Here is a 26,847-nt window from a genome sequence, read left to right as displayed (position 1 = left end):
CAGCTTTTTGATTCCCTCCCGCTCTGTTCCCGACATTGATCAAGCCTCTCTTATCCACAAAGAGAGGCTGTGCCGTGCATGTTGATTACCGCTTGTCGCAACAATGGCGCGCTTTCAAACCTGTACCTGGTCCCGAAAGCACTCTATTTATCAGAATTAAGCCCTGTGAATAACTGCTTCTGAGCTCAGTTGATAACTGGGGTCGAAAGCTGAAGATAAACCCGTCTGTGGACAAGTAGGCATTTAATCCACAGGCTCAAGACGGTTATCCCAAGGCCTCATTGGCACATGAACACAGACTTTTGAATCTCTGTACACATTGAAAAATATGGCCTGTAGAACCTTATCCACAGAAAGGGTGCTCAGTAAGAATAAACATAAAAACAAGGTTTTATAAGATTTCTTTCCTTTTTAATTTCTTTATTCGCCAGTTTTCCACAGCTGGTTAAATTTTGTGCAACGGGTTTCTTTCAGGTAGGTGTATTCCCTATACTTGTCAGCTATCCCAATTTCCCATCGACAACAGGCACGAGGTGCGTGGTGGATTTCCCTTCCCGTTTTGAAGTGATCGTCATCGGTGGCGGTCATGCCGGTACCGAGGCCGCACTGGCGTCGGCACGCATGGGCGTCAAAACCCTTTTGCTGACGCACAACGTGGAAACACTTGGCCAGATGAGCTGTAACCCGGCCATTGGCGGCATTGGCAAAAGTCACCTGGTCAAGGAAATCGACGCCCTTGGCGGTGCGATGGCAGTAGCTACCGATAAAGGCGGCATCCAGTTCCGTGTCCTGAACAGTCGTAAGGGGCCAGCTGTACGGGCAACCCGCGCCCAGGCAGACCGCGTTCTGTACAAGGCAGCCATTCGCGAAATCCTGGAAAACCAGCCGAATCTGTGGATATTTCAACAAGCCTGCGATGACCTGATCGTCGAACAGGATCAGGTACGTGGTGTTGTCACCCAGATGGGTCTGCGTTTCATGGCTGATTCCGTCGTGTTGACCACTGGTACGTTCCTCGGTGGACTTATCCACATCGGCATGCAGAACTATTCCGGTGGCCGTGCGGGAGATCCACCGTCGATTGCCCTTGCACGGCGGTTACGTGAATTGCCATTGCGCGTCGGACGCTTGAAAACCGGAACGCCACCACGTATCGATGGACGTTCGGTCGACTTTTCTGTCATGACCGAACAACCTGGCGATACGCCAATTCCGGTCATGTCGTTCCTGGGTTCCAAGGAGCAGCATCCGCAACAGGTAAGCTGCTGGATTACTCATACCAACGCTCGGACCCACGAAATCATTGCCTCCAACCTTGATCGCTCGCCGATGTATTCCGGTGTGATCGAAGGTATCGGCCCACGCTACTGTCCTTCGATCGAAGACAAGATCCATCGCTTTGCCGACAAGGAAAGCCATCAGGTCTTCATCGAACCGGAAGGCCTGACCACCCATGAGCTGTATCCGAACGGTATTTCCACGTCGCTGCCGTTCGATGTGCAACTGCAGATCGTGCGCTCGATTCGCGGCATGGAAAACGCACACATCGTTCGTCCCGGCTATGCCATCGAATACGATTACTTCGATCCGCGGGACTTGAAATACAGCCTGGAAACCAAAGTCATCGGCGGTCTGTTCTTTGCTGGCCAGATCAACGGCACTACCGGTTACGAAGAAGCCGGTGCACAAGGTCTGCTGGCCGGAACCAACGCGGCATTACGTGCGCAGGGCAGGGAAAGCTGGTGTCCGCGTCGCGACGAGGCGTATATCGGCGTGCTGGTTGACGACCTGATTACTCTCGGTACCCAAGAGCCTTACCGGATGTTCACATCCCGTGCCGAATATCGCCTGATCCTGCGTGAAGACAACGCCGACCTGCGTCTGACCGAAAAAGGTCGTGAGCTGGGTCTGATCGACGATGCGCGCTGGGCGGCGTTCTGCACCAAGCGGGAAAACATCGCGCTTGAAGAACAACGCCTGAAAAGCACCTGGGTACGTCCGGGCACCGAACAGGGCGATGCGATTGCCGCACACTTCGGCACGCCACTGACCCATGAATACAATCTGCTCAACCTGCTGACTCGTCCGGAAGTCGACTATGCGAGCCTGATTTCCCTTACCGGCCAGGGTTGCAGCGACCCGCAAGTGGCCGAGCAGGTTGAAATCAAGACCAAGTACGCCGGTTACATCGATCGGCAGCAGGACGAAATTGCCAGGCTGCGGGCCAGCGAAGACACCAGACTGCCTGAAGACATCGACTACACCACGATTTCCGGGTTGTCGAAGGAGATTCAAGGCAAGCTGGGGATAACTCGTCCCGAGACGCTGGGGCAGGCATCGCGCATCCCTGGCGTTACGCCGGCGGCGATTTCCCTGTTGATGATTCATTTGAAAAAACGCGGCGCGGGCCGTCAGTTGGAGCAAAGCGCTTGAGTTCTATGGTTACCCCGCAGCATGCTCAGGAATTATCCACAGGTGCCCGGGAACTGGGCGTGGATCTGAGTGAAAAACAGCATGGCCAGTTGCTGGCTTATCTTGAGCTGTTGATAAAGTGGAACAAAGCCTACAACCTGACGGCTGTGCGCAATCCGGACGAGATGGTTTCGCGCCATTTGCTCGACAGCCTGAGTGTCGTCCCATTCGTCGAAGGTCCACGCTGGCTCGACGTTGGCAGTGGCGGCGGGATGCCCGGCATTCCATTGGCTATCATGTTTCCGGAAATGAAAATTTCGCTTCTGGACAGCAATGGCAAGAAAACCCGGTTTCAGACTCAGGTCAAGCTTGAGCTGAAACTCGACAATCTCGAAGTTATCCACAGCCGTGCAGAAGCGTATCAGCCAGATGTGCCGTTCACGGGAATCGTTTCCCGGGCATTCAGCAGTCTGGAAGACTTTACCGGGTGGACTCGCCACATGGGCGACACCGATACACGTTGGCTGGCGATGAAAGGGCTGCATCCGACCGATGAACTGGTAGCATTGCCAGCAGACTTCCATCTCGATAGCGCACAAGCCTTGACCGTTCCAGGTTGCCAAGGCCAACGCCATCTGCTGATACTGCGCCGCACGGCATGACTGGGAACACAAGCAAGAATGGCTAAGGTATTCGCGATAGCGAACCAGAAAGGTGGTGTGGGTAAAACCACCACCTGTATCAACCTCGCAGCGTCACTGGTCGCAACCAAGCGACGCGTGCTGTTGATCGATCTCGACCCTCAGGGCAACGCGACCATGGGCAGCGGTGTGGATAAACACACCCTGGAAAACTCGGTATACGACTTGCTGATCGGTGAATGCGATCTGGCCGAGGCGATACAGTTTTCCGAACATGGCGGTTATCAACTGCTACCGGCCAACCGCGACCTGACGGCGGCCGAAGTGGTGTTGCTGGAAATGCAGATGAAGGAAAGTCGCCTGCGCACTGCGCTGGCGCCGATCCGCGAGAATTACGATTACATTCTCATCGACTGCCCACCGTCGCTGTCGATGCTCACCCTCAATGCCCTGGTTGCATCCGATGGCGTGATTATCCCCATGCAGTGTGAATACTTTGCACTGGAAGGGCTCAGCGACCTTGTGGATAACATCAAGCGCATCGCTGAACTGCTCAACCCTCAACTGAAAATCGAAGGGTTGCTGCGCACCATGTACGATCCGCGCCTGAGCCTGATCAACGATGTTTCCGCGCAGCTCAAGGAACACTTTGGCGAACAGCTCTACGACACCGTGATCCCGCGCAATATCAGGCTTGCCGAAGCGCCGAGCTTTGGCATGCCGGTGCTGGCCTATGACAAGGCTTCCCGTGGTGCGCTGGCTTACCTGGCCCTGGCGGGTGAACTGGTACGTCGTCAACGTCGCAGCTCGAAAGCCGCTCAGCCAACCTAAGGAATTCCCATGGCCGTCAAGAAACGAGGTCTCGGACGTGGGTTGGACGCACTTCTGAGCAGTCCAACCGTCAGTTCGCTGGAAGAACAGGCCGTCAAGGCCGATCAGCGCGAGTTGCAACATGTTCCTCTGGATCTGATCCAGCGCGGCAAGTACCAGCCGCGCCGCGACATGGATCCCCAGGCGCTTGAAGAACTGGCGCTGTCGATCAAGTCCCAGGGCGTCATGCAGCCGATTGTGATTCGTCCAATCGCAGACAACCGCTATGAAATCATCGCGGGTGAGCGCCGCTGGCGTGCCAGCCAGCAGGCCGGCGTAGAAACGATTCCGGCGATGGTTCGCGATGTGTCCGATGAAAACGCTATCGCGATGGCGTTGATCGAAAACATCCAGCGCGAAGACCTCAACCCCATCGAAGAGGCACTGGCCCTGCAGCGGTTGCAGCAGGAATTCCAGCTGACCCAGCAGCAAGTGGCCGATGCGGTAGGCAAGTCGCGCGTCAGCGTCGCCAACCTGTTGCGCCTGATTGCCCTGCCTGAAGTCATCAAGACCATGCTCTCGCACGGTGACCTGGAAATGGGCCATGCCCGTGCCTTGCTCGGTTTGCCTGAAGAAAGGCAGGTCGAAGGTGCGCGACATGTTGTCGCACGCGGCCTCACTGTGCGTCAGACCGAAGCACTGGTCAGGCAGTGGCTCAGTGGCAAACCGGCGCCGGTCGAGGCAGCTAAAACAGATCCGGATATCAGTCGGCTGGAACAGCGTCTTGCCGAGCGGCTGGGCTCTGCGGTCCAGATCCGCCACGGACAGAAGGGAAAAGGGCAGTTAGTCATCCGTTACAACTCGCTGGATGAGTTGCAAGGGGTGCTTGCCCACATTCGCTGAAACAATTGCTCTGTAGCGTATAGTCGGAAATCACTACCTTACGGTTGAATAGGGGCTTAACCGCCCCTATACTCTGCGCGCATTTTGTCGGCACAAATTATGCCAAGTTATTGCTTATGGCGACCGACATTCAAGGAGCAGTTGCGATGGAATCACGCATGCCAGACCGCTTGCCGTTCCATCGACTAGTGGTTTTTCCGGTATTGCTGGCTCAATTGATTGTCCTGCTGCTGGCCGCTCTGGCGCTCTGGCAGTGGAAGGGAGTCGTGGCAGGATACTCAGGGCTGTGCGGTGGCCTGATAGCCTGGCTGCCCAATTTGTACTTTGCTCACAAGGCTTTCCGGTTTTCCGGGGCCAGAGCAGCGCAAGCCATCGTCCGGTCTTTTTATGCCGGCGAGGCAGGCAAACTGATTTTGACGGCAGTGCTTTTTGCATTGACGTTCGCAGGTGTGAAGCCACTGGCGCCGCTAGCTGTATTCGGCGTGTTCATGTTGATCCAGGTGGTCAACTGGTTCGCTCCCCTGCTAACGAGAACAAGACTTTCGAGACCTTAGGGCGTTTGAGGCAAAAATGGCAGAGCAAACAGCTTCGGGCTATATCCAGCACCACTTGCAGAACCTGACTTTCGGTCAGCTACCCAACGGCAGCTGGGGCTTTGCCCACACCGCAGCAGAAGCAAAAGAAATGGGCTTTTGGGCTTTCCACGTCGATACCCTCGGCTGGTCGGTCGCACTGGGCCTTATTTTCGTTCTTCTTTTCCGCATGGCGGCCAAGAAGGCAACTTCCGGTCAGCCCGGCGCTCTGCAGAACTTCGTGGAAGTTCTGGTCGAGTTCGTCGATGGCAGCGTGAAGGACAGCTTCCACGGTCGTAGCCCGGTCATCGCACCGCTGGCCCTGACCATTTTCGTCTGGGTATTCCTGATGAACGCCGTCGACCTGGTTCCGGTCGACTGGATTCCTCAACTGGCAATGCTGATTTCCGGCGATGAGCACATTCCGTTCCGTGCCGTTCCGACCACTGACCCGAATGCCACTCTGGGCATGGCTCTGTCGGTCTTCGCACTGATCATTTTCTACAGCATCAAGGTCAAGGGCATCGGTGGTTTCATCGGCGAACTGACTCTTCACCCGTTCGGCAGCAAGAACATCTTCGTTCAGGCCCTGCTGATTCCGGTGAACTTCCTGCTTGAATTCGTAACCCTGATCGCCAAGCCGATTTCCCTGGCTCTGCGTCTGTTCGGCAACATGTATGCTGGCGAGCTGGTATTCATCCTGATCGCGGTCATGTTCGGCAGCGGCCTGCTCTGGCTCAGTGGCCTGGGTGTGGTGCTGCAATGGGCGTGGGCTGTATTCCACATCCTGATCATCACCCTGCAAGCGTTCATCTTCATGATGCTGACCATCGTCTACCTGTCGATGGCTCACGAAGATAACCATTAAGATTCGCCATACGGCGCGTCTGATGACCCTCTCGCCAATTGGTGAGAGGGAGCCGCAAGCGGGAAACCGCAAGGGCTGATGTAACAAAACGATTTTGCTTTACCGCTTTAATCTAAGAAAACCTAACCAATACGACGTAAAAGTCGGGAGGAAAGATGGAAACTGTAGTTGGTCTAACCGCTATCGCTGTTGCACTGTTGATCGGCCTGGGCGCACTGGGTACTGCAATCGGTTTCGGCCTGTTGGGCGGTAAGTTCCTGGAAGGCGCAGCGCGTCAACCGGAAATGGTGCCAATGCTGCAAGTTAAAATGTTCATCGTTGCGGGCCTGCTCGACGCCGTTACCATGATCGGTGTTGGTATTGCTCTGTTCTTCACCTTCGCGAACCCCTTCGTTGGCCAACTCGCAGGCTAATCGCTCGAATTTTCGAGCTGATTGGTGTGATGGACAACGAACGAGCGAGGTGTTGGCGTGAATATTAATGCAACCCTGATTGGCCAGTCCGTTGCGTTCCTGATCTTTGTGCTGTTCTGCATGAAGTTCGTGTGGCCTCCGGTCATCGCGGCTTTGCACGAACGTCAGAAGAAGATCGCGGATGGACTGGACGCTGCTACACGAGCAGCTCGCGACCTGGAGTTGGCCCAAGACAAAGTGGGTCAACAACTGCGCGAAGCTAAGGCTCAAGCAGCTGAAATCATTGAGCAGGCCAAGAAACGCGGTACTCAGATTGTCGACGAAGCCCGTGAACAGGCTCGCGTTGAAGCTGACCGTGTGAAGGCTCAGGCTCAGGCCGAGATCGAGCAGGAACTGAACAGTGTCAAAGACGCTCTGCGCGCCCAGTTGGGTAGCCTGGCAGTCAATGGCGCCGAGAAGATCCTGGGTGCCACAATCGATCAAAACGCGCACGCGGAGCTGGTTAACAAACTGGCTGCTGAAATTTAAGCGAGGGCGATCATGGCAGAACTGACCACGTTGGCCCGACCTTACGCTAAGGCGGCCTTCGAGCACGCGCAGGCCCACCAGCAACTGGCCAATTGGTCAGCCATGCTCGGCCTGGCTGCTGCGGTGTCGCAAGACGACACCATGCAGAGCCTGCTCAAGGCCCCGCGACTGACGAGCGCACAAAAGGCCACCACTTTTATTGAAGTGTGTGGCGACAAGTTCGATGCCAAGGCACAGAATTTCATCCATGTCGTTGCTGAAAACGACCGTCTCCCGCTTCTGCCGGAGATCGCCGAACTGTTCGACCTGTACAAGGCCGAGCAGGAAAAATCGGTCGATGTGGATGTCACCAGTGCTTTTGCATTGAACCAAGAACAGCAAGACAAACTCGCCAAGGTTCTCAGTGCACGGCTCGGCCGGGAAGTGCGCCTGCATGCTGCGGAGGATGCCACCCTGATCGGTGGTGTCGTAATCCGCGCCGGCGACCTGGTTATCGATGGCTCAGTTCGCGGCAAGATCGCGCAACTAGCCGAAGCATTGAAATCTTGAGTTTGAAGGGGCAGCAGAGCAATGCAGCAACTCAATCCTTCCGAAATAAGTGAAATCATCAAGGGTCGCATCGAGAAGCTCGATGTAACCTCCCAAGCCCGCAACGAAGGCACCGTCGTCAGCGTGTCTGACGGTATCGTGCGGATTCACGGTCTGGCCGACGTAATGTACGGCGAAATGATCGAGTTTCCGGGCGGCGTCTTCGGTATGGCGCTGAACCTTGAGCAAGACTCTGTAGGTGCCGTTGTACTGGGCGCATACATGACTCTGGCTGAAGGCATGAGCGCCAAGTGCACCGGCCGCATCCTCGAAGTTCCGGTTGGTAAGGAACTGCTGGGTCGCGTTGTCGACGCACTGGGCAACCCTGTTGACGGTAAAGGTCCGCTGAACAACACCGAGACCGATGCGGTCGAGAAAGTTGCTCCAGGCGTGATCTGGCGTAAGTCGGTCGACCAGCCTGTGCAGACAGGCTACAAGGCCGTCGACGCAATGATTCCAGTCGGCCGTGGCCAGCGTGAGCTGATCATCGGTGACCGCCAGATCGGTAAAACCGCCATGGCGATCGACGCGATCATCAACCAGAAAGACAGCGGCATCTTCTGCGTCTACGTTGCAGTTGGTCAGAAGCAATCGACCATCGCCAACGTTGTTCGCAAGCTCGAAGAAAACGGTGCACTGGCTAACACCATCATCGTTGCTGCAAGTGCTTCCGAATCCGCTGCGCTGCAATTCCTTGCACCGTACTCGGGTTGCACCATGGGCGAGTACTTCCGCGACCGCGGTGAAGACGCGCTGATCGTTTATGACGATCTGTCCAAGCAAGCAGTGGCTTACCGCCAGATTTCCCTGCTGCTGCGCCGTCCACCAGGCCGTGAAGCCTACCCAGGTGACGTGTTCTATCTCCACTCCCGTCTGCTGGAGCGCGCATCGCGTGTTTCCGAAGAATACGTAGAGAAGTTCACCAACGGCGCAGTGACCGGCAAAACCGGTTCCCTGACTGCACTGCCGATCATCGAAACCCAGGCTGGCGACGTTTCCGCGTTCGTTCCGACCAACGTGATTTCCATCACCGACGGTCAGATCTTCCTGGAATCGGCCATGTTCAACTCCGGCATCCGTCCGGCTGTGAACGCCGGTGTTTCGGTATCCCGTGTAGGTGGTGCCGCTCAGACCAAGATCATCAAGAAGCTTTCCGGTGGTATCCGTACCGCTCTGGCTCAGTACCGTGAACTGGCAGCATTCGCCCAGTTCGCTTCTGACCTGGACGAAGCCACTCGCAAGCAGCTTGAGCATGGTCAGCGCGTTACCGAGCTGATGAAGCAGAAGCAATACGCGCCGATGTCCATCGCTGATATGTCGCTGTCCCTGTATGCCGCTGAACGTGGCTTCCTGGTGGACATCGAGATTCCAAAAATCGGCAGCTTCGAGCAGGCTCTGATTGCTTACTTCAACCGCGATCACGCCGACTTGATGGCGAAGATCAACGTGAAGGGTGACTTCAATGACGAAATCGACGCTGGCCTCAAAGCCGGTATCGAGAAGTTCAAGGCCACCCAAACCTGGTAAGCCGCAGCGGGAGCCGAGAGGTTCCCGCTTGCTAACCTGATAGGTGTTACATGGCAGGCGCAAAAGAGATTCGCAGCAAGATTGCGAGCATCAAAAGCACGCAAAAGATCACCAGCGCCATGGAAAAAGTGGCGGTCAGTAAAATGCGCAAGGCTCAGTCGCGCATGGCTGCTAGCCGTCCTTACGCGGAGCGCATCCGTCAGGTGATTGGTCATCTTGCCAACGCCAACCCGGAATACCGCCACCCGTTCATGATCGAGCGCGAAGTAAAGCGTGTCGGTTATGTCGTTGTGAGCAGTGACCGTGGTCTGTGCGGTGGCTTGAACACCAACCTGTTCAAGGCTTTGGTCAAGGACATGGCGGTAAACCGTGAAAACGGCGTAGAGATCGATCTGTGCGTGGTCGGCAGCAAAGGTGCGGCATTTTTCCGCAACTTCGGCGGTAATGTCGTCGCTGCGATCAGCCACCTGGGCGAAGAGCCGTCGATCAATGACCTGATCGGCAGCGTCAAGGTGATGCTGGATGCCTACCTGGATGGTCGAATCGATCGCCTGTCCGTGGTATCCAACAAGTTCATCAACACCATGACCCAGCAGCCAACGGTGGAGCAATTGATTCCGCTGGTGGCAACCCCGGATCAGAAACTCAAGCACCACTGGGACTATCTCTACGAACCCGATGCCAAAGAGCTGCTTGACGGCTTGATGGTTCGCTACGTTGAGTCGCAGGTGTACCAGGCGGTGGTCGAGAACAACGCAGCTGAACAAGCGGCGCGGATGATCGCGATGAAGAACGCCACAGACAACGCCGGTGATTTGATCAGCGATTTGCAGCTGATCTACAACAAGGCGCGTCAGGCAGCGATCACCCAAGAGATCTCGGAAATCGTCGGCGGCGCTGCCGCGGTTTAACGGTTCAAATATTAGAGGAACCAGCTAATGAGTAGCGGACGTATCGTTCAAATCATCGGCGCCGTGATCGACGTGGAATTCCCACGCGATAGCGTACCGAGCATCTACAACGCGCTGAGTGTACAAGGCGCGGAAACCACTCTCGAAGTTCAGCAGCAGCTGGGCGACGGCGTGGTTCGTACCATTGCAATGGGTTCGACCGAAGGCTTGAAGCGCGGTCTGAACGTCAACGACAGCGGCGCAGCCATCTCCGTACCGGTCGGTAAAGCGACTCTGGGCCGGATCATGGACGTCCTCGGCAACCCGATCGACGAAGCTGGTCCTATCGGTGAAGAAGAGCGTTGGGGCATTCACCGTCCTGCGCCGTCCTTCGCTGAACAGGCAGGCGGCAACGATCTGCTGGAAACAGGCATCAAGGTTATCGACCTGGTTTGCCCGTTCGCCAAGGGTGGTAAAGTCGGTCTGTTCGGTGGTGCCGGTGTCGGCAAGACCGTAAACATGATGGAACTGATCCGTAACATCGCCATCGAGCACAGCGGTTATTCCGTGTTCGCCGGTGTGGGTGAGCGTACTCGTGAGGGTAACGACTTCTACCACGAGATGAAGGACTCCAACGTTCTGGACAAAGTGGCACTGGTTTACGGTCAGATGAACGAGCCACCGGGAAACCGTCTGCGCGTTGCTCTGACTGGCCTGACCATGGCCGAGAAGTTCCGTGACGAAGGTAACGACGTTCTGCTGTTCGTCGACAACATCTATCGTTACACCCTGGCCGGTACCGAAGTATCCGCACTGCTGGGCCGTATGCCTTCCGCAGTAGGTTACCAACCGACCCTGGCTGAAGAGATGGGTACTCTGCAAGAGCGCATCACTTCCACCAAGAACGGTTCGATCACCTCGATCCAGGCGGTATACGTACCAGCGGACGACTTGACCGACCCGTCGCCAGCGACCACGTTCGCCCACTTGGACGCAACCGTCGTACTGTCCCGTGACATCGCTTCCCTGGGTATCTACCCAGCGGTAGATCCACTGGATTCGACTTCGCGCCAGCTGGACCCGAACGTCATCGGCCAGGAACACTACGACACCGCTCGCGGCGTTCAGTACGTGTTGCAGCGTTACAAGGAACTGAAGGACATCATCGCGATCCTGGGTATGGACGAGCTGTCGGAAACCGACAAACAGCTGGTTAACCGTGCTCGTAAGATCCAGCGTTTCCTGTCCCAGCCGTTCTTCGTGGCTGAAGTCTTCACTGGTGCATCGGGTAAATACGTTTCCCTGAAAGACACCATCGCTGGCTTCAAAGGCATCCTCAACGGTGACTACGACCACCTGCCAGAACAAGCGTTCTACATGGTCGGCGGCATCGAAGAAGCGATCGAGAAAGCCAAGAAACTGTAATCCCGGCGCCCGGCAACGGGCGCTAATTAGGTTGAGGCAAGCAAATGGCTATGACAGTCCATTGCGACATCGTCAGCGCGGAAGGAGAAATCTTCTCCGGTCTGGTCGAGATGGTGATTGCGCACGGCAACCTGGGTGATCTCGGTATCGCTCCAGGCCACGCGCCGCTGATCACTAACTTGATGCCGGGCCCGATCCGCTTGACCAAGCAGGGTGGGGAAGAGGAGTTGTTCTACATCTCCGGTGGTTTCCTCGAGGTTCAGCCGAACATGGTCAAGGTGCTTGCCGATACTGTGCAACGTGCTGCCGACCTGGACGAAGCTTCTGCTCAGGCCGCCGTCAAGGCTGCCGAGAAGGCCCTGAACGAAAAAGGCGCGGACTTCGATTACGGATCTGCGACTGCTCGTCTGGCCGAGGCTGCAGCTCAGCTGCGCACCGTTCAGCAAATTCGCAAGAAGTTTGGCGGTTAACCCGCCAGCTTCAATGCGCGATTGAGTAAAAGGGTAGCCTCGGCTACCCTTTTTCTTTTTTAAGAATCAGCCCGTCCCGGCCTGGTTGCCGCTCAGTTGGTAGTCCCTCATGTCTCTCGATATCGTTATTCTTGCTGCTGGCCAAGGTACCCGTATGCGTTCGGCCTTGCCCAAAGTCCTGCACCCTGTGGCAGGTAACTCCATGCTTGGCCATGTTATCCACAGCGCCCGCGAGTTATCCCCAAACCGGATTCACGTAGTAATCGGTCATGGTGCCGATGCCGTACGTGAACGTCTGGCAGCGGATGATCTGAATTTCGTCATGCAGGAAAAGCAATTGGGCACCGGTCACGCCGTTGCACAGGCGCTGCCTGAGCTGAGCGCCGACACCGTTCTGATTCTTTATGGCGATGTGCCGCTGATCGAAGTCCAGACCCTACAGCGCCTGCTGGCTCTGGTCACTCCACAGCAACTGGGTTTGTTGACCGTCACCCTCGACGATCCGACAGGCTATGGCCGCATCGTCCGCGACGAGCAGAACCGGGTCTGTGCCATTGTCGAGCACAAGGATGCCACTGACGCCCAGAAGGCGATCAAGGAAGGCAATACCGGCATTCTTGCTGTACCGGGCAAGAACCTGGCTGACTGGCTTGGACGTTTATCCAACAACAATGCCCAGGGCGAGTACTACCTGACCGATGTGATTGCCATGGCGGTCAGCGACGGTCTGGTGGTTGCCACCGAGCAGCCTCACGATGCAATGGAAGTGCAGGGCGCCAATGACCGTAAACAACTGTCGGAACTGGAGCGTCATTACCAGTTGCGTGAAGGTCGTCGTTTGATGGCGGCAGGCGTTACCCTGCGTGATCCGGCGCGTTTCGACGTGCGCGGTGAAGTCACCGTTGGCCGTGATGTGCTGATCGACATCAACGTGATCCTGGAAGGTCGCGTGGTGATCGAAGATGACGTGGTGATCGGCCCGAACTGCGTCATCAAGGACAGCACGCTGCGCAAAGGCGTTGTGGTCAAGGCCAACAGCCACATCGAAGGTGCGATTCTGGGCGAGGGTAGCGACGCCGGTCCATTCGCGCGCCTGCGACCTGGCAGTGTGCTGGGCGCCAAGGCGCATGTGGGTAACTTTGTCGAACTCAAGAATGCTCAGCTTGGCGAAGGCGCAAAAGCTGGTCACCTGACTTATCTGGGCGATGCCGAAGTCGGTGCCCGAAGCAACATTGGTGCTGGCACCATCACCTGCAATTACGATGGCGCCAACAAACACAAAACCACCCTCGGCGAAGATGTATTCATCGGCTCCAACAACTCGCTGGTGGCGCCTGTGGATATCTCTTCGGGAGCCACCACCGCTGCGGGTTCGACCATCAATCAGAACATTCCTGCCGAACAATTGGGCGTCGCTCGTGCCCGACAACGCAATATCGAAGGCTGGAAACGTCCTGTGAAGGTCAAGAAGGACTAAGAATCCGCAGGAGCGAATTCATTCGCGAAAAGCCATTTTTCGCTGATAAATCCGCTCCTGCGGCTTGACCATGTGCTGCGAATAGGGTTTTATTGCTTTCGATATCTTTTGAATCGAAATTTAAAGCCGAAATGTCGAAACGTAATACACCCCAACGTCGCCATAACATCCTTGCCTTGCTCAATGAGCAGGGCGAAGTCAGTGTCGATGATCTGGCCAGACGCTTTGAAACTTCGGAAGTTACGATTCGTAAGGATCTGGCCGCACTTGAAAGCAATGGTCTGCTGCTACGCCGTTACGGCGGTGCGATCACCTTGCCTCATGAACTGATTGCCGAGAACAGCCAGCCAGTTTCCAGATACAAACAGGCCATTGCCCGCGCGGCCGTAGCGCGGATTCGTGAACATGCGAGGATCATCGTCGACAGTGGCAGCACCACCGCTGCGCTGATTCCAGAGCTGGGCACGCAGCCGGGGCTGGTGGTGATGACCAACTCTCTGCATGTGGCCCGGGCGCTGGCCGAGCTTGAGCATGAACCGGTGCTGTTGATGACCGGTGGGACCTGGGACCCGCACTCCGAGTCCTTTCAAGGACAGGTAGCCGAACAGGTTCTGCGTTCCTACGATTTCGATCAGTTGTTCATTGGTGCAGATGGCATCGACCTGATTCGCGGGACCACGACATTCAATGAGTTGCTAGGCCTGAGCCGGGTCATGGCTGAAGTCGCCCGTGAAGTGATCGTCATGGTCGAAGCCGATAAAGTCGGCCGCAAGATTCCCAATCTGGAACTGCCCTGGAGCAGTATCCATACCCTTATCACTGATGAGCGCTTGCCCAACGAGGCGCGCGAACAGATAAAAGCCCGCGGCATTACCCTCATTTGTGCCGCTGTCAGCTAGGAGAGAACCATGTGTGGAATTGTCGGCGCCGTTGCTGAACGTAGTATCACAGCCATTCTGCTGGAAGGGCTCAAACGTCTTGAATACCGTGGTTATGACAGCGCAGGTGTAGCGGTTTTCAGCAATGAAGGCACTCTTGAGCGTCGTCGTCGTTCGGGCAAGGTCAGCGAACTGGAGCAGGCGCTTGCCGGCGAACCTTTGAACGGTCGCCTGGGCATCGCCCACACTCGCTGGGCGACTCACGGTGCGCCGTGCGAGCGTAATGCCCACCCACACTTTTCCGCCGATGAGCTGGCAGTTGTCCACAACGGCATCATCGAAAACCACGAAGCCCTGCGTGAACGCCTCAAAGGTCTGGGTTACGTGTTCGTTTCCGATACTGACACCGAAGTCATCGTTCACCTGATGCACCACCAGCTCAAGGACACCCCTGATCTTGCCACCGCTCTGAAAGCGGCAGTCAAGGAACTGCACGGTGCCTATGGCCTGGCAGTTATCAGCGCCAAACAGCCGGACCGTCTGCTGGCCGCTCGCAGTGGCAGCCCGCTGGTAATCGGTCTGGGCCTGGGCGAGAACTTCCTGGCATCGGACCAGTTGGCACTGCGTCAGGTCACCGACCGTTTCATGTACCTGGAAGAGGGCGATATCGCAGAGATTCGCCGCGACAGCGTACAGATCTGGTCTGTGGATGGTTTGCCGGTGGTACGTGAAACCGTGCAATACCACGAAGGTGCCGAAGCCGCCGACAAGGGCGAGTATCGCCACTTCATGCTCAAGGAAATCCACGAGCAACCCAAGGTTGTGCAACGCACGCTGGAAGGCCGTCTTGGTCAGCAGCAAGTTCTGGTCCATGCCTTTGGCCCGCAAGCCGCTGAACTGTTCGCCAAAGTGCGCAATGTCCAGATCGTTGCCTGCGGCACCAGCTATCACGCTGGCATGGTTGCGCGTTACTGGCTCGAAAGTCTGGCCGGTATTCCTTGCCAGGTCGAAGTGGCCAGCGAGTTCCGCTATCGCAAGGTGGTGGTACAGCCGGACACTCTGTTCGTTTCGATTTCCCAGTCCGGCGAAACCGCCGATACACTGGCCGCACTGCGCAACGCCAAGGAACTGGGCTTCCTGGCCAGTCTGGCGATCTGCAACGTCGGTATCAGCTCACTGGTGCGCGAATCGGATCTGACCCTGCTGACTCAGGCCGGTCCTGAAATCGGCGTGGCATCGACCAAGGCCTTCACTACCCAACTGGTTGCCCTGCTGTTGCTGACCCTGTCACTTGGCCAGGTCAAAGGCACGCTGGAAAGTGGCGTCGAAGCCGAACTGGTCGAAGAACTGCGCCGCCTGCCAACCCGTCTGGGCGAAGCGCTGGCCATGGACAGCACCGTCGAGAAAGTCGCCGAGCTGTTCGCCGAGAAACACCACACCCTGTTCCTGGGCCGTGGCGCACAATTCCCGGTGGCGATGGAAGGAGCCCTCAAGCTCAAGGAAATCTCCTACATCCACGCCGAAGCCTACCCGGCCGGCGAACTCAAGCACGGCCCGCTGGCGCTTGTGGATAACGACATGCCAGTAGTAACCGTTGCCCCCAACAACGAACTGCTGGAAAAGCTCAAATCCAACCTGCAGGAAGTCCGCGCCCGCGGCGGTGAGCTGGTGGTATTCGCCGACGAACAGGCCGGGATGAAAAACGGCGAAGGCACCCACGTGATTGCCATGCCCCACATCATCGATGCACTGGCACCGATTCTCTACACCATCCCGTTGCAACTGCTGTCGTACTACGTGGCGGTGTTGAAAGGCACGGACGTCGACCAGCCGCGGAATTTGGCGAAGTCGGTGACGGTGGAGTGAGTTATCCACAGGGTTGAGTCTTGGCTATACCGATCTCAACAGCTAACAAAAAACAGATGGCGCCCACCAAGGCGCCAATCCGGGGGATCACCACGTGGCCGATCCCCCGCCCCTGCTTCCCCAACCTTCCACTGTCATTTTTCCTTGCCCTTCAACAGCCATATTCGGCATAGAATGCCACTATCCCCACCAGTAGAAGCCCGCTCATGATTAAAGCCAGTCTCCGTAGTCACCTGACCTTATGGTGCGCGGGCTTGTCGTTATTCACTCTCGTGAGTGTTGGTTTCTATGTCGGACATATCGCCACTCAACAGATGAAGCAGGCGAGTGCCAATACGTTGTTGAGTACAGCCAAGTCGGCCGCTGCCTTGCTGGGCGCGCAGCTCTATGAGCGGCAGCTTGAAATGCATCTGCTCAGTCAGGAATCCCATGTGATGAGTGGCAACCTGGACGACCCGGCGATCCTGCGGTCGATGGAGTTGCGCAGCCAGTCTCATTCCGAGTACGCCTGGATGGGGGTTGCCGATACGGAAGGGCGGGTGCGGCAAGCCGTGAATGGTTTGTTGCTCAATCAGTCGGTCAAGGAACGTCCGTGGTTCAAGGCCGGTTTGCAAGGTTCCTATACCGGTGATCCGCATGAGGCGGTGTTGCTGGCCAAATTGCTGCCGAACCCGAGTGGCGAGCCGGTGCGCTTCATTGATTTTGCTTCGCCCATTCGCAATGCCGACGGCAAGGTGGTGGGTGTATTGAGTGCGCATGCGCACTGGAGCTGGATGGCGAGGATTGTCGAGGCGGCCGTCTTGCGCGAAGGCCTGCTGGCTGACACGCAAGTACTGATTGTCGACAGCGTAGGCGATGTTCTTTATCCACAGCAGCGGGTCGGGGAAAAACATCCGGAGCTGCTTGAGTCCAAGGAGCCGGGCTGGTTTGTCGGCAAGGATTTCCTGACCAGCATCGTGAAAGTGCCAACCCCGACGATTTCCGGGCTGGCCTGGTATGTTGCAGTTCGTCAGCCCTTGAGCCAGGCGCTGCAACCTGCGCACAGTCTGTTTTACAGGTTGTTGGGTCTGGGCGTGGTTGCCGCCATTGCCTTCGGGCTGGCGGCCTACTATCTGGCGTTGTACCTGAGCCGCCCTATCGAGCAACTGGCCAGGTCAGCCAGGCAGGTACAGGATCAACAGCCCGATGTGGTCTTTCCTCTGAGCCATTCCGTGCTGGAAATTGCCCAGCTTGGCCAGTCGATACAAAACATGACGCAATCGCTGCTTGGCAAGGAACGTGAACTGCAGGATGCCAATTCCTCGCTGGAGGTGACGGTAGCGCAACGCACTGCATCGCTGACCGAAGCCAATGCCGAACTCCTGAAGCTGGCGACTCACGATGCCTTGACGGGTGTGTATAACCGCCGCCTGTTCGATGAAAAACTGATCGAGTGCAGCCAGCGCTTCGCCTTGACCGGGCGCCCGTTCGCATTGCTGTTTATCGATGCCGACCACTTCAAGCGGATCAATGACACTTATGGCCATGCCATCGGTGATGAAGTGCTGTATCAACTGGCTCAGCTTATTAGCCAGAACATCCGTTCCACAGATTTCCTGGCCCGTTATGGCGGCGAGGAGTTTGCGGTGCTGTTGCCGGAGTTCGATAACCTGCGTAATCCGGAGATTGTGGCAGAGAAGATCCGTGCTGCGATTGCTGCTGCAGAGTTTTCTCTGGTCGGGCAGGTCACTGTCAGTATCGGCATCGGTATTGCCGAATCGGCGGATGCCAATACGACGGCGCTTATCAAGCGTGCTGACCAGCAGCTCTACCAGGCCAAGTCGTCGGGCAGAAACCGGGTTGCCTGCAATGTTCTGAGTAGCCTGCAGTTATCCACATAGCTCCGGCATGTGACAGCGGGCTGCCCGAGTGAAGCGCTTGTGGATAACTTGAACCTCAGCGCTTCAGAACCCGCTCTACAGGCTTTTTTTCTCCGCACAGCCGCCTGAATTCCCCATCTGAACCCCCGCAAACCTGCGCTTCAACCTGAAGCGCGCCTTGCCGCGCCTGCGTTAGAACAATCTTTTTGGCCCGGCTTCGGACTTTTTGATCAAGTTGAGGGTGGGCGGGCCGATATGCATACCGCGCAACTCTGCTGCCTAAAAAAATAAAATCTTCAGCTTTTGCATGGCGCTTTCAGAACATCACGGAGAATTTATGAATAGCAGTTTTGCGAATATTAGCGTCAACATGAAGCTGGCCCTGGGATTTGGAGCCGTTCTGATCTTTACCGCCTTACTGGCACTTGTCGGCTGGAATGGCCTCGACAAGTTGATATCCCGCACCGACCGGATTGGCGATATCACCGAACTGGGCAACAAGTTGACTGTGCTGCGGGTGGCCCGCCTGCAATACATGCTCGCCGACGGCGACGATAACGCCGCGCAGAACGTCCAGACTCAACTGGATACCTTCAAGAAAACTCGCCAGTCCATACTCGCAAACTTCAACAACCCCGCCAATGTGCGATTGCTGGAGAATTTGGGCGACCAGCTCAACACCTATGAAACGCTGCTGAACAAGATGCGTAGCGCTTACCGCAACAGCGCTCAGGTGCGTGCCGAAATGGGCGTCAATGCTGCCCGGGCGAGCGAGCTGCTCTCTGCGATCAATGAGTCCGTGATGAAGCTGGAGCCTTCCGATCCGGCACGCTCCGATCAACTCCAACTGATTGCCAACGCCCGTATGGACGTGCAACTGGTGCGTTACGAGGTGCGCGGTTATACCGGGAATCCTACGGACAAGACCGAGCAGACAGCATTCAAGCAACTGCAAGACGCCATCAAGGGTGTCGACAGGCTCAAGACCGCGTTCGCTGCCGAACACGGTGACAAGGTTGCCCAACTGGAAACGGCGCTGCGCAGCTATCAGGCTTCGGTGCAGGGCTTCAAGGACGCGGATATCGGCATCAATTCCACGCGCAAGGAAATGACGGCGCTGGGCGAGGATATCTTCAAGATGGGCGCTGAGCTTTACAGCCTGCAGGAAGGCCTCGCTCTGGAAGATGCGGCCGATGCTCGTCGCCTGCAGATCATTGGCACGCTGATTGTGTTGCTGCTCGGTGTGGCGGCGGCAATCATCATTACTCGCCAGATCACCCGGCCATTGCAGGAAACCCTGGAAGTCGTGAATCGCATCGCTTCGGGCGATCTGAGCCACACGATGACCGTCACTCGCCGCGACGAACTGGGCGTGCTGCAACAGGGCATTCAGCGCATGGGTACCACGCTGCGTGATCTGATTACCGGGATTCGCGATGGCGTGACCCAGATTGCCAGTGCGGCCGAAGAACTGTCGGCCGTGACCGAACAGACCAGCGCCGGGGTCAACAGCCAGAAAGTCGAAACCGATCAGGTGGCGACAGCCATGCATGAAATGTCAGCCACTGTGCATGAAGTGGCGCGCAATGCCGAGCAGGCCTCGGTGGCCGCTTCGACAGCCGACAAGGAAGCCCGCGAAGGCGACAAGGTGGTAGGCGAGGCCATTCAGCAGATTGAAAAGCTGGCTGCCGAAGTCATCCGTTCCAGCGAAGCCATGACGGTTCTGGAGCAGGAAAGCGACAAGATCGGCAAGGTCATGGACGTGATCAAGGCTGTGGCCGAACAAACCAACCTGCTGGCGCTCAACGCGGCCATTGAAGCCGCGCGCGCCGGTGAAGCGGGGCGTGGCTTTGCGGTGGTGGCCGATGAAGTGCGTGGTCTGGCACAACGTACCCAGCAATCGACCGAGGAAATCGAAAGCCTGGTCGCTGCGCTGCAGAATGGTACTCGGCAGGTTTCCGACATCATGCTCGGCAGCCGTAACCTGACCGACAGCGGCGTTGCCCTGACCCGCAAGGCCGGCACGTCTCTGGAAAGCATTACGCGCACGGTTTCCAGCATTCAGGCCATGAACCAGCAGATCGCTGCCGCAGCCGAGCAGCAGAGTTCGGTGGCCGACGAGATCAGCCGCAGCATCATCAACGTTCGCGATGTCTCCGAGCAGACTGCTGAAGCCAGTGAAGAAACCGCAGCCTCCAGTGTGGAGCTGGCGCGTCTGGGCAATCAGCTACAGATGATGGTGAGTCATTTCCGGGTTTGAGTATCGTCTGGATCCGTCGCGGGCAAGCCCTCTCTCAGAAACTGTATTCATCCTGTGAGAGGGATCTTGCTCGCGACAGCAGTATTCCAGGCAAAAATAAATACAGACCATCGGAGCCAATTCATTCGCGAATATATACCTTGGTATACCCCGGTTATATCCCTGTTTGATAATTGGCTACTTTTGCAGTTCCAAGCATTTTCTGAACCTCTATAAACTTGCCGTGAACAGCGCAGTGTTAGTTGATTAACTTTTCGCTCAACGCTCACGGCAAGTCTCTCTGAACTTTGCCGCCTTGCCTTTATGTATCTGTTCGGGGTGAGCAATGAACTCTGTCTTTGAATCCGATAAAAAACTGCCGACGCTTAAATACGGATCGTCCCGCCGTCATGCCTCTGGCCTGGCCGATTTCATCTGCGTATTGATTCTCGCCGTGAGTGCCGTACTGGTGTTTCATGGTGTAAAGCAGATGGCCCAGCCTCTGGCGGTGTTGAGCAGCACGCCCATGGTGCTGGATCCGGCGCAGTTGCCCGAGTATGCATTACGCACAACCTTGCGCATGTTTGCGGCGCTGGCCGCTTCATTGATCTTCACTTTTATCGTGGCGACGCTGGCGGCCAAGAGTCGCAAGGCCGAGATGATTATCGTACCGGCGCTGGATATTCTGCAGTCCGTACCGGTTCTGGGTTTTCTGGCCTTTACCGTGACGGTATTCATGGGCATGTTTCCCGGTCGACAACTGGGTGCGGAACTGGCGGCGATCTTTGCCATCTTCACCAGCCAGGCCTGGAACATGACTTTCAGTTTCTATCAATCGCTGCGCACCGTGCCCGGCGATTTGCATGAAGTCAGCCGTCAGTTCGGTTTCTCGCCATTGCTCAGGTTCATGCGCCTGGAGTTGCCGTTCGCGATGCCGGGTCTGGTCTGGAACATGATGATGTCGATGTCCGGAGGCTGGTTCTTCGTCGTAGCCTGCGAAGCGATTTCGGTCGCCGATACCCAGATCAACCTGCCCGGCATCGGTTCCTGGCTGGCTCTGGCGATAGCCCGTCAGGATCTGACTGCGGTGGCCTGGGCGGTCGGTGCCATGGCGCTGGTGATTCTTTGCTACGACCAGTTGCTGTTCAGGCCGGTGGTGGCCTGGGCCGACAAGTTTCGTTTCGAGCAGACCGCCTCGCAAAAGCGCCCGCGCTCCTGGATGTACAGCCTGCTGGGACGCTCGCGTCTGGTCCCGGCATTGGGCGCAGTACTGAGCGCTCCCTGGCGCGCCTTGATGCTGCTGGACTGGACGGCTCTGGGTTGGTCGCGCAAAAAGTTATCCACAGCGTCATCTAGCCGCCTGGCCGACAGCCTCTGGTTGCTGCTGGTGCTGGCCGGTTGTGTGGCCGCGAGTGTCTGGCTGGTGCATTTCATCGGTGCATCGCTGGGGCTGGACGATGTCGTGAACGCTTTCGGTCTGGGTCTGGCGACCATGCTGCGTGTGGTCCTGTTGACCGTGATCGCCAGCCTGATCTGGGTGCCGATTGGTGTGTGGATCGGCTTGCGGTCGGTCTGGGCTGAACGGCTGCAACCGGTCGCGCAGTTTCTGGCGGCGTTTCCCGCCAACGTCCTGTTTCCGTTCGCCGTCATTGCGATTGTCGGGCTGCACCTGAATCCGGATATCTGGCTCTCGCCACTCATGGTGCTGGGCACGCAGTGGTACATCCTGTTCAACGTGATCGCCGGAGCCAGCGCGTTGCCGACCGATCTGCGCGAAGTGGCCGGGATCTTCAACATGCGTGGCTGGCAATGGTGGCGGCGCGTGGCCCTGCCGGGAATCTTTCCTTACTACATCACCGGTGCGCTGACCGCTTCGGGCGGCTCCTGGAACGCCAGCATCGTCGCCGAAGCGGTGTCGTGGGGCGACACATCGCTGCAGGCGACCGGACTGGGCTCGTATATCGCCAATGCCACTCAGGCCGGTGATTTCGCCAGGGTTGCTCTGGGTGTCGTGGTGATGTCGGTCTTTGTAATTGCCTTCAACCGCTTGCTCTGGCGTCCGTTGTACGGGTTTGCCGAGCGTCGTTTGAGCCTGGCCTGAGGAGGGGAACCCATGATGACTATCGAAAAGCGCTGCCTGGTGGATGTGCGGGAAGTCCGGCATGTCTACGGCAAGGCCAGCAAAGAGCGCCTGGTGCTCGATAACGTGACGCTCAAGCTCAACGAAAACGAAATCATCGGCCTGCTGGGTCGTTCGGGTTCCGGAAAATCCACCTTGCTGCGCTCCATCGCCGGCCTGGTGGTGCCCACGGCGGGCGAGGTGAGTTTTCCTGCCGGGCCGCAGGGTCGCGCACCGACGGTAAGCATGGTCTTTCAGAGCTTTGCCCTGTTTCCATGGCTGACGGTGCTGGAGAACGTGGAGGTCGGCCTGGAGGCGCAGCGAGTGCCCGCCGAGCAGCGTCGCAAGCGCGCCCTGGCGGCCATCGATCTGATCGGGCTGGACGGTTTCGAGAGCGCCTATCCCAAGGAACTGTCGGGTGGCATGCGCCAGCGCGTTGGCATGGCCCGTGCTCTGGTGATCGATCCCGATGTGCTGCTGATGGACGAACCCTTTTCCGCCCTCGATGTGCTGACCGCCGAAACACTGCGCACCGATCTGCTGGATATGTGGTCGGAAGGGCGGATGCCGATCAAGTCGATCCTGATGGTCACCCATAACATCGCCGAAGCGGTGCTGATGTGCGACCGCATTCTGCTGTTTTCCTCCAATCCCGGGCGGGTGGTCAGCGAGATCAAGGTCGACCTGCCGCAGCCACGCAATCGCCAGGATCCGTCGTTCCGGGCGCTGGTCGAGGAAATCTACGTGCTGATGACTCAGGACAACCACACTGGCGAGCAGCGTCAGGGCGTGTTTCCGGGCACCGGCCTGGGCATGGTGTTGCCGCAGGTATCGATCAACGCGCTGACCGGGCTGATCGAGGCGATTCATGCGCCGCCTTATGGCGCCACGGCGGACTTGCCGGAGCTGGCGAGCGCACTGCACTACAACGCCGACGAGTTGTTCCCGATTGCCGAGGTCCTGCAACTGCTGCGCTTTGCCGAACTCAAGGGCGGCGATATCCGTTTGCTGCCTTCTGCGCGGCGTTATGCGCTGGCCGATGTCGACGAACGCAAACAGCTGTTCGCTCATCACCTGCTGAGTTTCGTGCCGCTGGTTTCGCATATCCGCCGTGTGCTGGATGATCGCGCCAGTCACACCGCGCCGGCGCGGCGCTTCCGGGACCCACTGGAAGACTTCATGTCCGAAAGCGATGCCATGCAGACCTTGCGCTGCGTTACCCAGTGGGGGCGCTACGCCGAGCTTTTTGCCTATGATGAAGTGCTGGATCAGTTCAGCCTCGACAATCCTTCATAGACATTGCCCGAAAACTGGCATATTCAGCCTTCATCAACGAGCGAGACGCTGGCAATGCGAGAGTCGAAAACCTTTGGCAAAGCGGCCATGGCCGTTCGACTAGCCGCGTTGCTGGCGCTGGCGGTGGCCATTGCGATTGCCGATACCCTGACGGATCTGGAGATCGCAGTCGGGGTCTTCCAGATCGCCGTGGTGCTGATGGCTGCCCGCTTCATGCCCACGGCTGGCGTGATCGCGGTCGCGCTGGGCTGCATGGGGCTGACGGTGATCAGCTATGAACTGACCACTTCGCGCTCCAGCGAGTCGGGACTGATCAATTGCGCTATCAGCCTGCTGGCCATCGCCCTGACCACCTATCTGGCACTGCGCCTGGCCGCAGCCGTGCGCACGGCTCATGAAGCGCGTACCCAGTTGGCGCAGATCGCCCGGGTCAATATGCTGGGTGAGCTGACCGCGTCCATCGCCCATGAAGTCAATCAGCCGCTGGCGGCGATTGTCACCAGTGGCAATGCCGGGCTGCGCTGGCTGGCCACCGAGCCGGCCAACCTGCCGAAGGCTCGCCAGGCCATCGAGCGCATGATCGGTGATGCCAACCGGGCCAGCGATGTGATCGTGCATGTGCGGGCGCTGGCCAGACCGGCCCTGACCCACAAGGAATGGGTGAGTGTCGCCGATGCCGTTGCTGAAATCGTCTCGCTTGCTCACAGTGAAATGAACCAGCAGGGCATTGTTCTGAGCGTGGATATTCCCGACGGCTTGCCACCGCTGCTGGCCGACAGGGTGCAGCTTCAGCAGGTGCTGCTGAACATGATGCTCAACGCGCTGGACGCCATGAGTGGTCTGGAGCCGGGCCAAGGTCAGTTGCAGGTGGTTGTGGACTGGAGCGCAGGCACGGATATCAGGTTTTCAGTGCGCGATAACGGGATCGGTGTTCCGGCAGAACATCTCGAACGAATCTTCGATGCCTTCTACACGACCAAGAAACAGGGGATGGGGATCGGTCTGGCGATCAGCCGTTCGATTATCGAAGCCCATGGCGGACGGATCTGGATGACGCCCGGCGAGCATGGCGGCGCGATCTTTCATTTCACCCTGCCTACCGCACGAATGGAGAGTTGATGAAAACCATCGTTCCGGCCCCGCAGGCCGAAGAACCGATCATTTATGTGATCGACGACGATCAATCGGTGCGTTCGGCTCTGGAGGATTTGCTGGCGTCGGTCGGGTTGCGCTCCATGCTGTTCGGCTCGACTCAGCAGTTCCTCGATACCCCGCGCCCCGATGCGCCCGGCTGCCTGATTCTGGACGTGCGCATGCCGGGCATGAGCGGCCTGGATTTTCAGGGTGAGATGGTCCGTCGGGGCATCGGGCTGCCGGTGATTTTCATTACCGGGCATGGCGATATTCCGATGTCGGTGCGGGCGATGAAGGCCGGGGCCCTGGAGTTTCTGACCAAGCCTTTTCGTGAGCAGGACTTGCTGGATGCGATCCAGCAGGGCCTGGTACGTGACCGGGCAAGACGCCAGGCCAGCGCGGTGGAAAGCGAGTTGCAACGACGCTATGCGAGCCTCAACGCTGGCGAACAGCAAGTGCTGGAACTGGTGGTCAGCGGCCTGTTGAACAAGCAGATTGCGGGTCGGCTCAATGTCAGCGAAATAACCGTCAAGGTCCGGCGCGGCTCGGTGATGCGCAAGATGCAGGCGGACTCGCTGGCAGATCTGGTCAAGTTTGCCGAGCGCCTCCAGGCGTCCGGCGCACTGCCGAATCAGTGACGGCTGTTCAGGCTGATGATCTTGGGAAAGTTGGTCAGGCCGATCGTGGCCGAGCAGCGCTCTGCCTGACACTGCCATGACTGAGCGCTGTCTACCTGGCCCTGTTCGGCCCTGACGGTATCGGTCAGCCTTACCGGGCCGCTCATCGGCCCCTTGCTGACGATCTGCTCATCCCGTGGTGCGCCAATCGCCCAGGCCACCAGCACGCGATCTTCGCCCTTGTCGAAATACAGCAGGTAAGTGCTGTCGGTCAGGCTGCTGGCCTGTGCATCGTAGGTGAAACTGCCGACCACCGGCGCAATGGCCTGCATCATGTGGTAGGCCGGCTTGGGCGAAAGGTCTTCGTTGAGCACGCCGAAGTTGTGTTCCTGGTCGTAGCGGTTCGGCCCGTCGTTGAACAGGTCGTACCACCACAGGCCTTTGACATTCGGCACCGTGCGCGCCAGAAAGAATATCCGCGCCATGTACACGGCCTGGGTCACTTCGCTCTTGCCGCAGGGGCCCTGGTGGCTGGGCCAGCCCATTTCGGTGAGATACAGCGGCACCGCACGGCCAACCCGGCTGCGGATGTCCTGCTCGTAGCGGGTCATCCAGCGCACCCAGGCTTCCGGAGTATTGCCGTTGCTGGCCGAGCAATGGGCGTAGGGATGCAGGGAAAGGCCGTCGACCAGATCCAGCACGCCGCTTTCGATCAGGCCGTCCGCGAAACCGCCATTCATGCCGTCGCGGGTAATCGCACCCGCCAGGATCTTCGCCGGAGTGCCGTTGCGGTTGCGGGTGTTCTGGCGGATCACCGGCACGGTGCTGCGCACCAGTTCGGCATAATCCAGGCTGAGCTGCCGGTCCTTTGGGCCATCCAGATCCCACTCGTTCCAGACCTCATAAAAGCTCACCTTGTTGCCCAGTTGCCGGGTGACGTAATCGACGTACTTCAGAAACGGCACCGTGACTGCGGGCGTGCGCGGCTTGGCGTTGTTGTGGAAGTAGGTGCTGTAACCGAGGATTGCGGTTCTGTTGAGCTTCAGGTCATTGGCCGTGTTCAGGTAGCTGCGCCATTGCGGAATGATGCGTAGCTGGTTGGGCCGGGGTTCGGCGGTCGACCAGAAAATATCGTCCCTGACGGCATTGAAACCCGCCTTTGCGGCGAGGTTCAGCGGCTGGCGCAGGGCGTGATCGAAGTTCATCAGGTGGGTGCCGATCCCGACCAGAAAGACCGGCTCGGCCTGCGCCGATGCGCTCCAGGCCAGACAACCAAGCAGGACCAGACGCGCGGCAAGGCATGCAGTGTTCATGG

At 57.7% G+C, this 26,847-nt stretch carries 23 protein-coding genes and 1 pseudogene; 23 read left to right on the top strand and 1 reads right to left on the bottom strand.

Features of this window, described 5'->3' with window-relative positions; all coding sequences use genetic code 11:
* Positions 1-540 precede the first annotated feature (540 nt).
* The 23 genes and pseudogenes from mnmG to ALQ04_RS07660 all read left to right on the top strand — a co-directional run bounded on the left by mnmG (position 541) and on the right by ALQ04_RS07660 (position 25,553).
* The gene (gene mnmG / locus ALQ04_RS07765; RefSeq protein ID WP_122315207.1) at positions 541-2,433 is read left to right on the top strand and encodes a tRNA uridine-5-carboxymethylaminomethyl(34) synthesis enzyme MnmG; all 1,893 of its coding nucleotides are present in this window, start codon (positions 541-543) and stop codon (positions 2,431-2,433) included.
* Positions 2,430-3,074: a 16S rRNA (guanine(527)-N(7))-methyltransferase RsmG gene (gene rsmG, locus ALQ04_RS07760; RefSeq protein WP_183142131.1), complete on the top strand. Its 645-nt coding sequence runs from the start codon at positions 2,430-2,432 to the stop codon at positions 3,072-3,074. Before mnmG ends, rsmG begins: the two co-directional genes overlap by 4 nt.
* An 18-nt stretch (positions 3,075-3,092) precedes the next feature.
* Positions 3,093-3,884 (top strand): ParA family protein, encoded by a 792-nt coding sequence (locus tag ALQ04_RS07755; protein WP_122315171.1) that lies wholly within the window; start codon positions 3,093-3,095, stop codon positions 3,882-3,884.
* 9 nt (positions 3,885-3,893) lie between these two features.
* Positions 3,894-4,766 (top strand): ParB/RepB/Spo0J family partition protein, encoded by an 873-nt coding sequence (locus ALQ04_RS07750; RefSeq protein WP_122315170.1) that lies wholly within the window; start codon positions 3,894-3,896, stop codon positions 4,764-4,766.
* Between the two features lie 146 nt (positions 4,767-4,912).
* On the top strand, positions 4,913-5,320 hold the full coding sequence (locus tag ALQ04_RS07745; protein WP_122315169.1) for a F0F1 ATP synthase subunit I: 408 nt from the start codon (positions 4,913-4,915) through the stop codon (positions 5,318-5,320).
* Between the two features lie 16 nt (positions 5,321-5,336).
* The gene (atpB, locus tag ALQ04_RS07740) at positions 5,337-6,206 is read left to right on the top strand and encodes a F0F1 ATP synthase subunit A (protein ID WP_122315168.1); all 870 of its coding nucleotides are present in this window, start codon (positions 5,337-5,339) and stop codon (positions 6,204-6,206) included.
* A 155-nt stretch (positions 6,207-6,361) separates the two neighbouring features.
* Positions 6,362-6,619 (top strand): F0F1 ATP synthase subunit C, encoded by a 258-nt coding sequence (gene atpE / locus ALQ04_RS07735; RefSeq protein WP_002555987.1) that lies wholly within the window; start codon positions 6,362-6,364, stop codon positions 6,617-6,619.
* 57 nt (positions 6,620-6,676) lie between these two features.
* Complete coding sequence (locus ALQ04_RS07730) at positions 6,677-7,147, top strand: F0F1 ATP synthase subunit B (RefSeq protein WP_122315167.1); 471 nt, start codon at positions 6,677-6,679, stop codon at positions 7,145-7,147.
* A 12-nt stretch (positions 7,148-7,159) separates the two neighbouring features.
* A complete protein-coding gene (locus ALQ04_RS07725; RefSeq protein WP_025262617.1) occupies positions 7,160-7,696 on the top strand; it encodes a F0F1 ATP synthase subunit delta in 537 nt (178 codons plus the stop codon).
* A gap of 21 nt (positions 7,697-7,717) precedes the next feature.
* On the top strand, positions 7,718-9,262 hold the full coding sequence (gene atpA, locus ALQ04_RS07720) for a F0F1 ATP synthase subunit alpha (protein WP_122315166.1): 1,545 nt from the start codon (positions 7,718-7,720) through the stop codon (positions 9,260-9,262).
* 50 nt (positions 9,263-9,312) lie between these two features.
* Positions 9,313-10,173, top strand: coding sequence for a F0F1 ATP synthase subunit gamma (atpG, locus tag ALQ04_RS07715; RefSeq protein ID WP_025262615.1), 861 nt, complete (start codon positions 9,313-9,315; stop codon positions 10,171-10,173).
* 27 nt (positions 10,174-10,200) lie between these two features.
* A complete protein-coding gene (gene atpD, locus ALQ04_RS07710) occupies positions 10,201-11,577 on the top strand; it encodes a F0F1 ATP synthase subunit beta (RefSeq protein ID WP_025262614.1) in 1,377 nt (458 codons plus the stop codon).
* Positions 11,578-11,621: 44 nt separating this feature from the next.
* Positions 11,622-12,047: a F0F1 ATP synthase subunit epsilon gene (locus ALQ04_RS07705; protein ID WP_122315165.1), complete on the top strand. Its 426-nt coding sequence runs from the start codon at positions 11,622-11,624 to the stop codon at positions 12,045-12,047.
* A 109-nt stretch (positions 12,048-12,156) separates the two neighbouring features.
* Complete coding sequence (glmU, locus tag ALQ04_RS07700) at positions 12,157-13,524, top strand: bifunctional UDP-N-acetylglucosamine diphosphorylase/glucosamine-1-phosphate N-acetyltransferase GlmU (protein WP_122315164.1); 1,368 nt, start codon at positions 12,157-12,159, stop codon at positions 13,522-13,524.
* A gap of 131 nt (positions 13,525-13,655) precedes the next feature.
* Positions 13,656-14,423 carry a DeoR/GlpR family DNA-binding transcription regulator gene (locus ALQ04_RS07695; protein ID WP_122315163.1) on the top strand — a complete coding sequence of 256 codons (768 nt, stop codon included), beginning with the start codon at positions 13,656-13,658 and terminating at the stop codon, positions 14,421-14,423.
* 9 nt (positions 14,424-14,432) lie between these two features.
* Positions 14,433-16,268 (top strand): glutamine--fructose-6-phosphate transaminase (isomerizing), encoded by a 1,836-nt coding sequence (gene glmS, locus ALQ04_RS07690; protein WP_122315162.1) that lies wholly within the window; start codon positions 14,433-14,435, stop codon positions 16,266-16,268.
* Positions 16,269-16,474: 206 nt separating this feature from the next.
* Complete coding sequence (locus ALQ04_RS07685; RefSeq protein ID WP_122315161.1) at positions 16,475-18,148, top strand: diguanylate cyclase; 1,674 nt, start codon at positions 16,475-16,477, stop codon at positions 18,146-18,148.
* Between the two features lie 286 nt (positions 18,149-18,434).
* Positions 18,435-19,532 (top strand): annotated as a pseudogene (locus ALQ04_RS27645) (methyl-accepting chemotaxis protein); the annotation flags it as partial.
* Positions 19,524-20,387: a methyl-accepting chemotaxis protein gene (locus tag ALQ04_RS27640; RefSeq protein ID WP_409077241.1), complete on the top strand. Its 864-nt coding sequence runs from the start codon at positions 19,524-19,526 to the stop codon at positions 20,385-20,387. The pseudogene ALQ04_RS27645 and the gene ALQ04_RS27640, both read left to right, overlap by 9 nt.
* Before the next feature lie 469 nt (positions 20,388-20,856).
* Entirely contained in the window at positions 20,857-22,467 is a 1,611-nt protein-coding gene (locus tag ALQ04_RS07675) for an ABC transporter permease subunit (protein ID WP_259644966.1), read from the top strand.
* A gap of 12 nt (positions 22,468-22,479) precedes the next feature.
* Positions 22,480-23,781, top strand: a complete 1,302-nt coding sequence (locus ALQ04_RS07670; RefSeq protein ID WP_122315158.1) for an AAA-associated domain-containing protein — start codon at positions 22,480-22,482, stop codon at positions 23,779-23,781.
* Positions 23,782-23,835: 54 nt separating this feature from the next.
* The gene (locus ALQ04_RS07665) at positions 23,836-24,900 is read left to right on the top strand and encodes a sensor histidine kinase (protein ID WP_122315157.1); all 1,065 of its coding nucleotides are present in this window, start codon (positions 23,836-23,838) and stop codon (positions 24,898-24,900) included.
* Positions 24,900-25,553, top strand: coding sequence for a response regulator transcription factor (locus ALQ04_RS07660; RefSeq protein ID WP_122315156.1), 654 nt, complete (start codon positions 24,900-24,902; stop codon positions 25,551-25,553). Before ALQ04_RS07665 ends, ALQ04_RS07660 begins: the two co-directional genes overlap by 1 nt.
* Here the strand turns inward: ALQ04_RS07660 and ALQ04_RS07655 are convergent.
* Entirely contained in the window at positions 25,547-26,845 is a 1,299-nt protein-coding gene (locus ALQ04_RS07655; protein WP_122315155.1) for a hypothetical protein, read from the bottom strand. The two genes, ALQ04_RS07660 and ALQ04_RS07655, sit on opposite strands and share 7 nt — an antisense overlap.
* Positions 26,846-26,847 lie beyond the last annotated feature (2 nt).

This window comes from Pseudomonas cichorii (assembly GCF_003700275.1).
In the GTDB taxonomy this organism is placed as follows: domain Bacteria; phylum Pseudomonadota; class Gammaproteobacteria; order Pseudomonadales; family Pseudomonadaceae; genus Aquipseudomonas; species Aquipseudomonas cichorii_B.
This window is presented reverse-complemented; position numbering and strand designations above follow the sequence as displayed.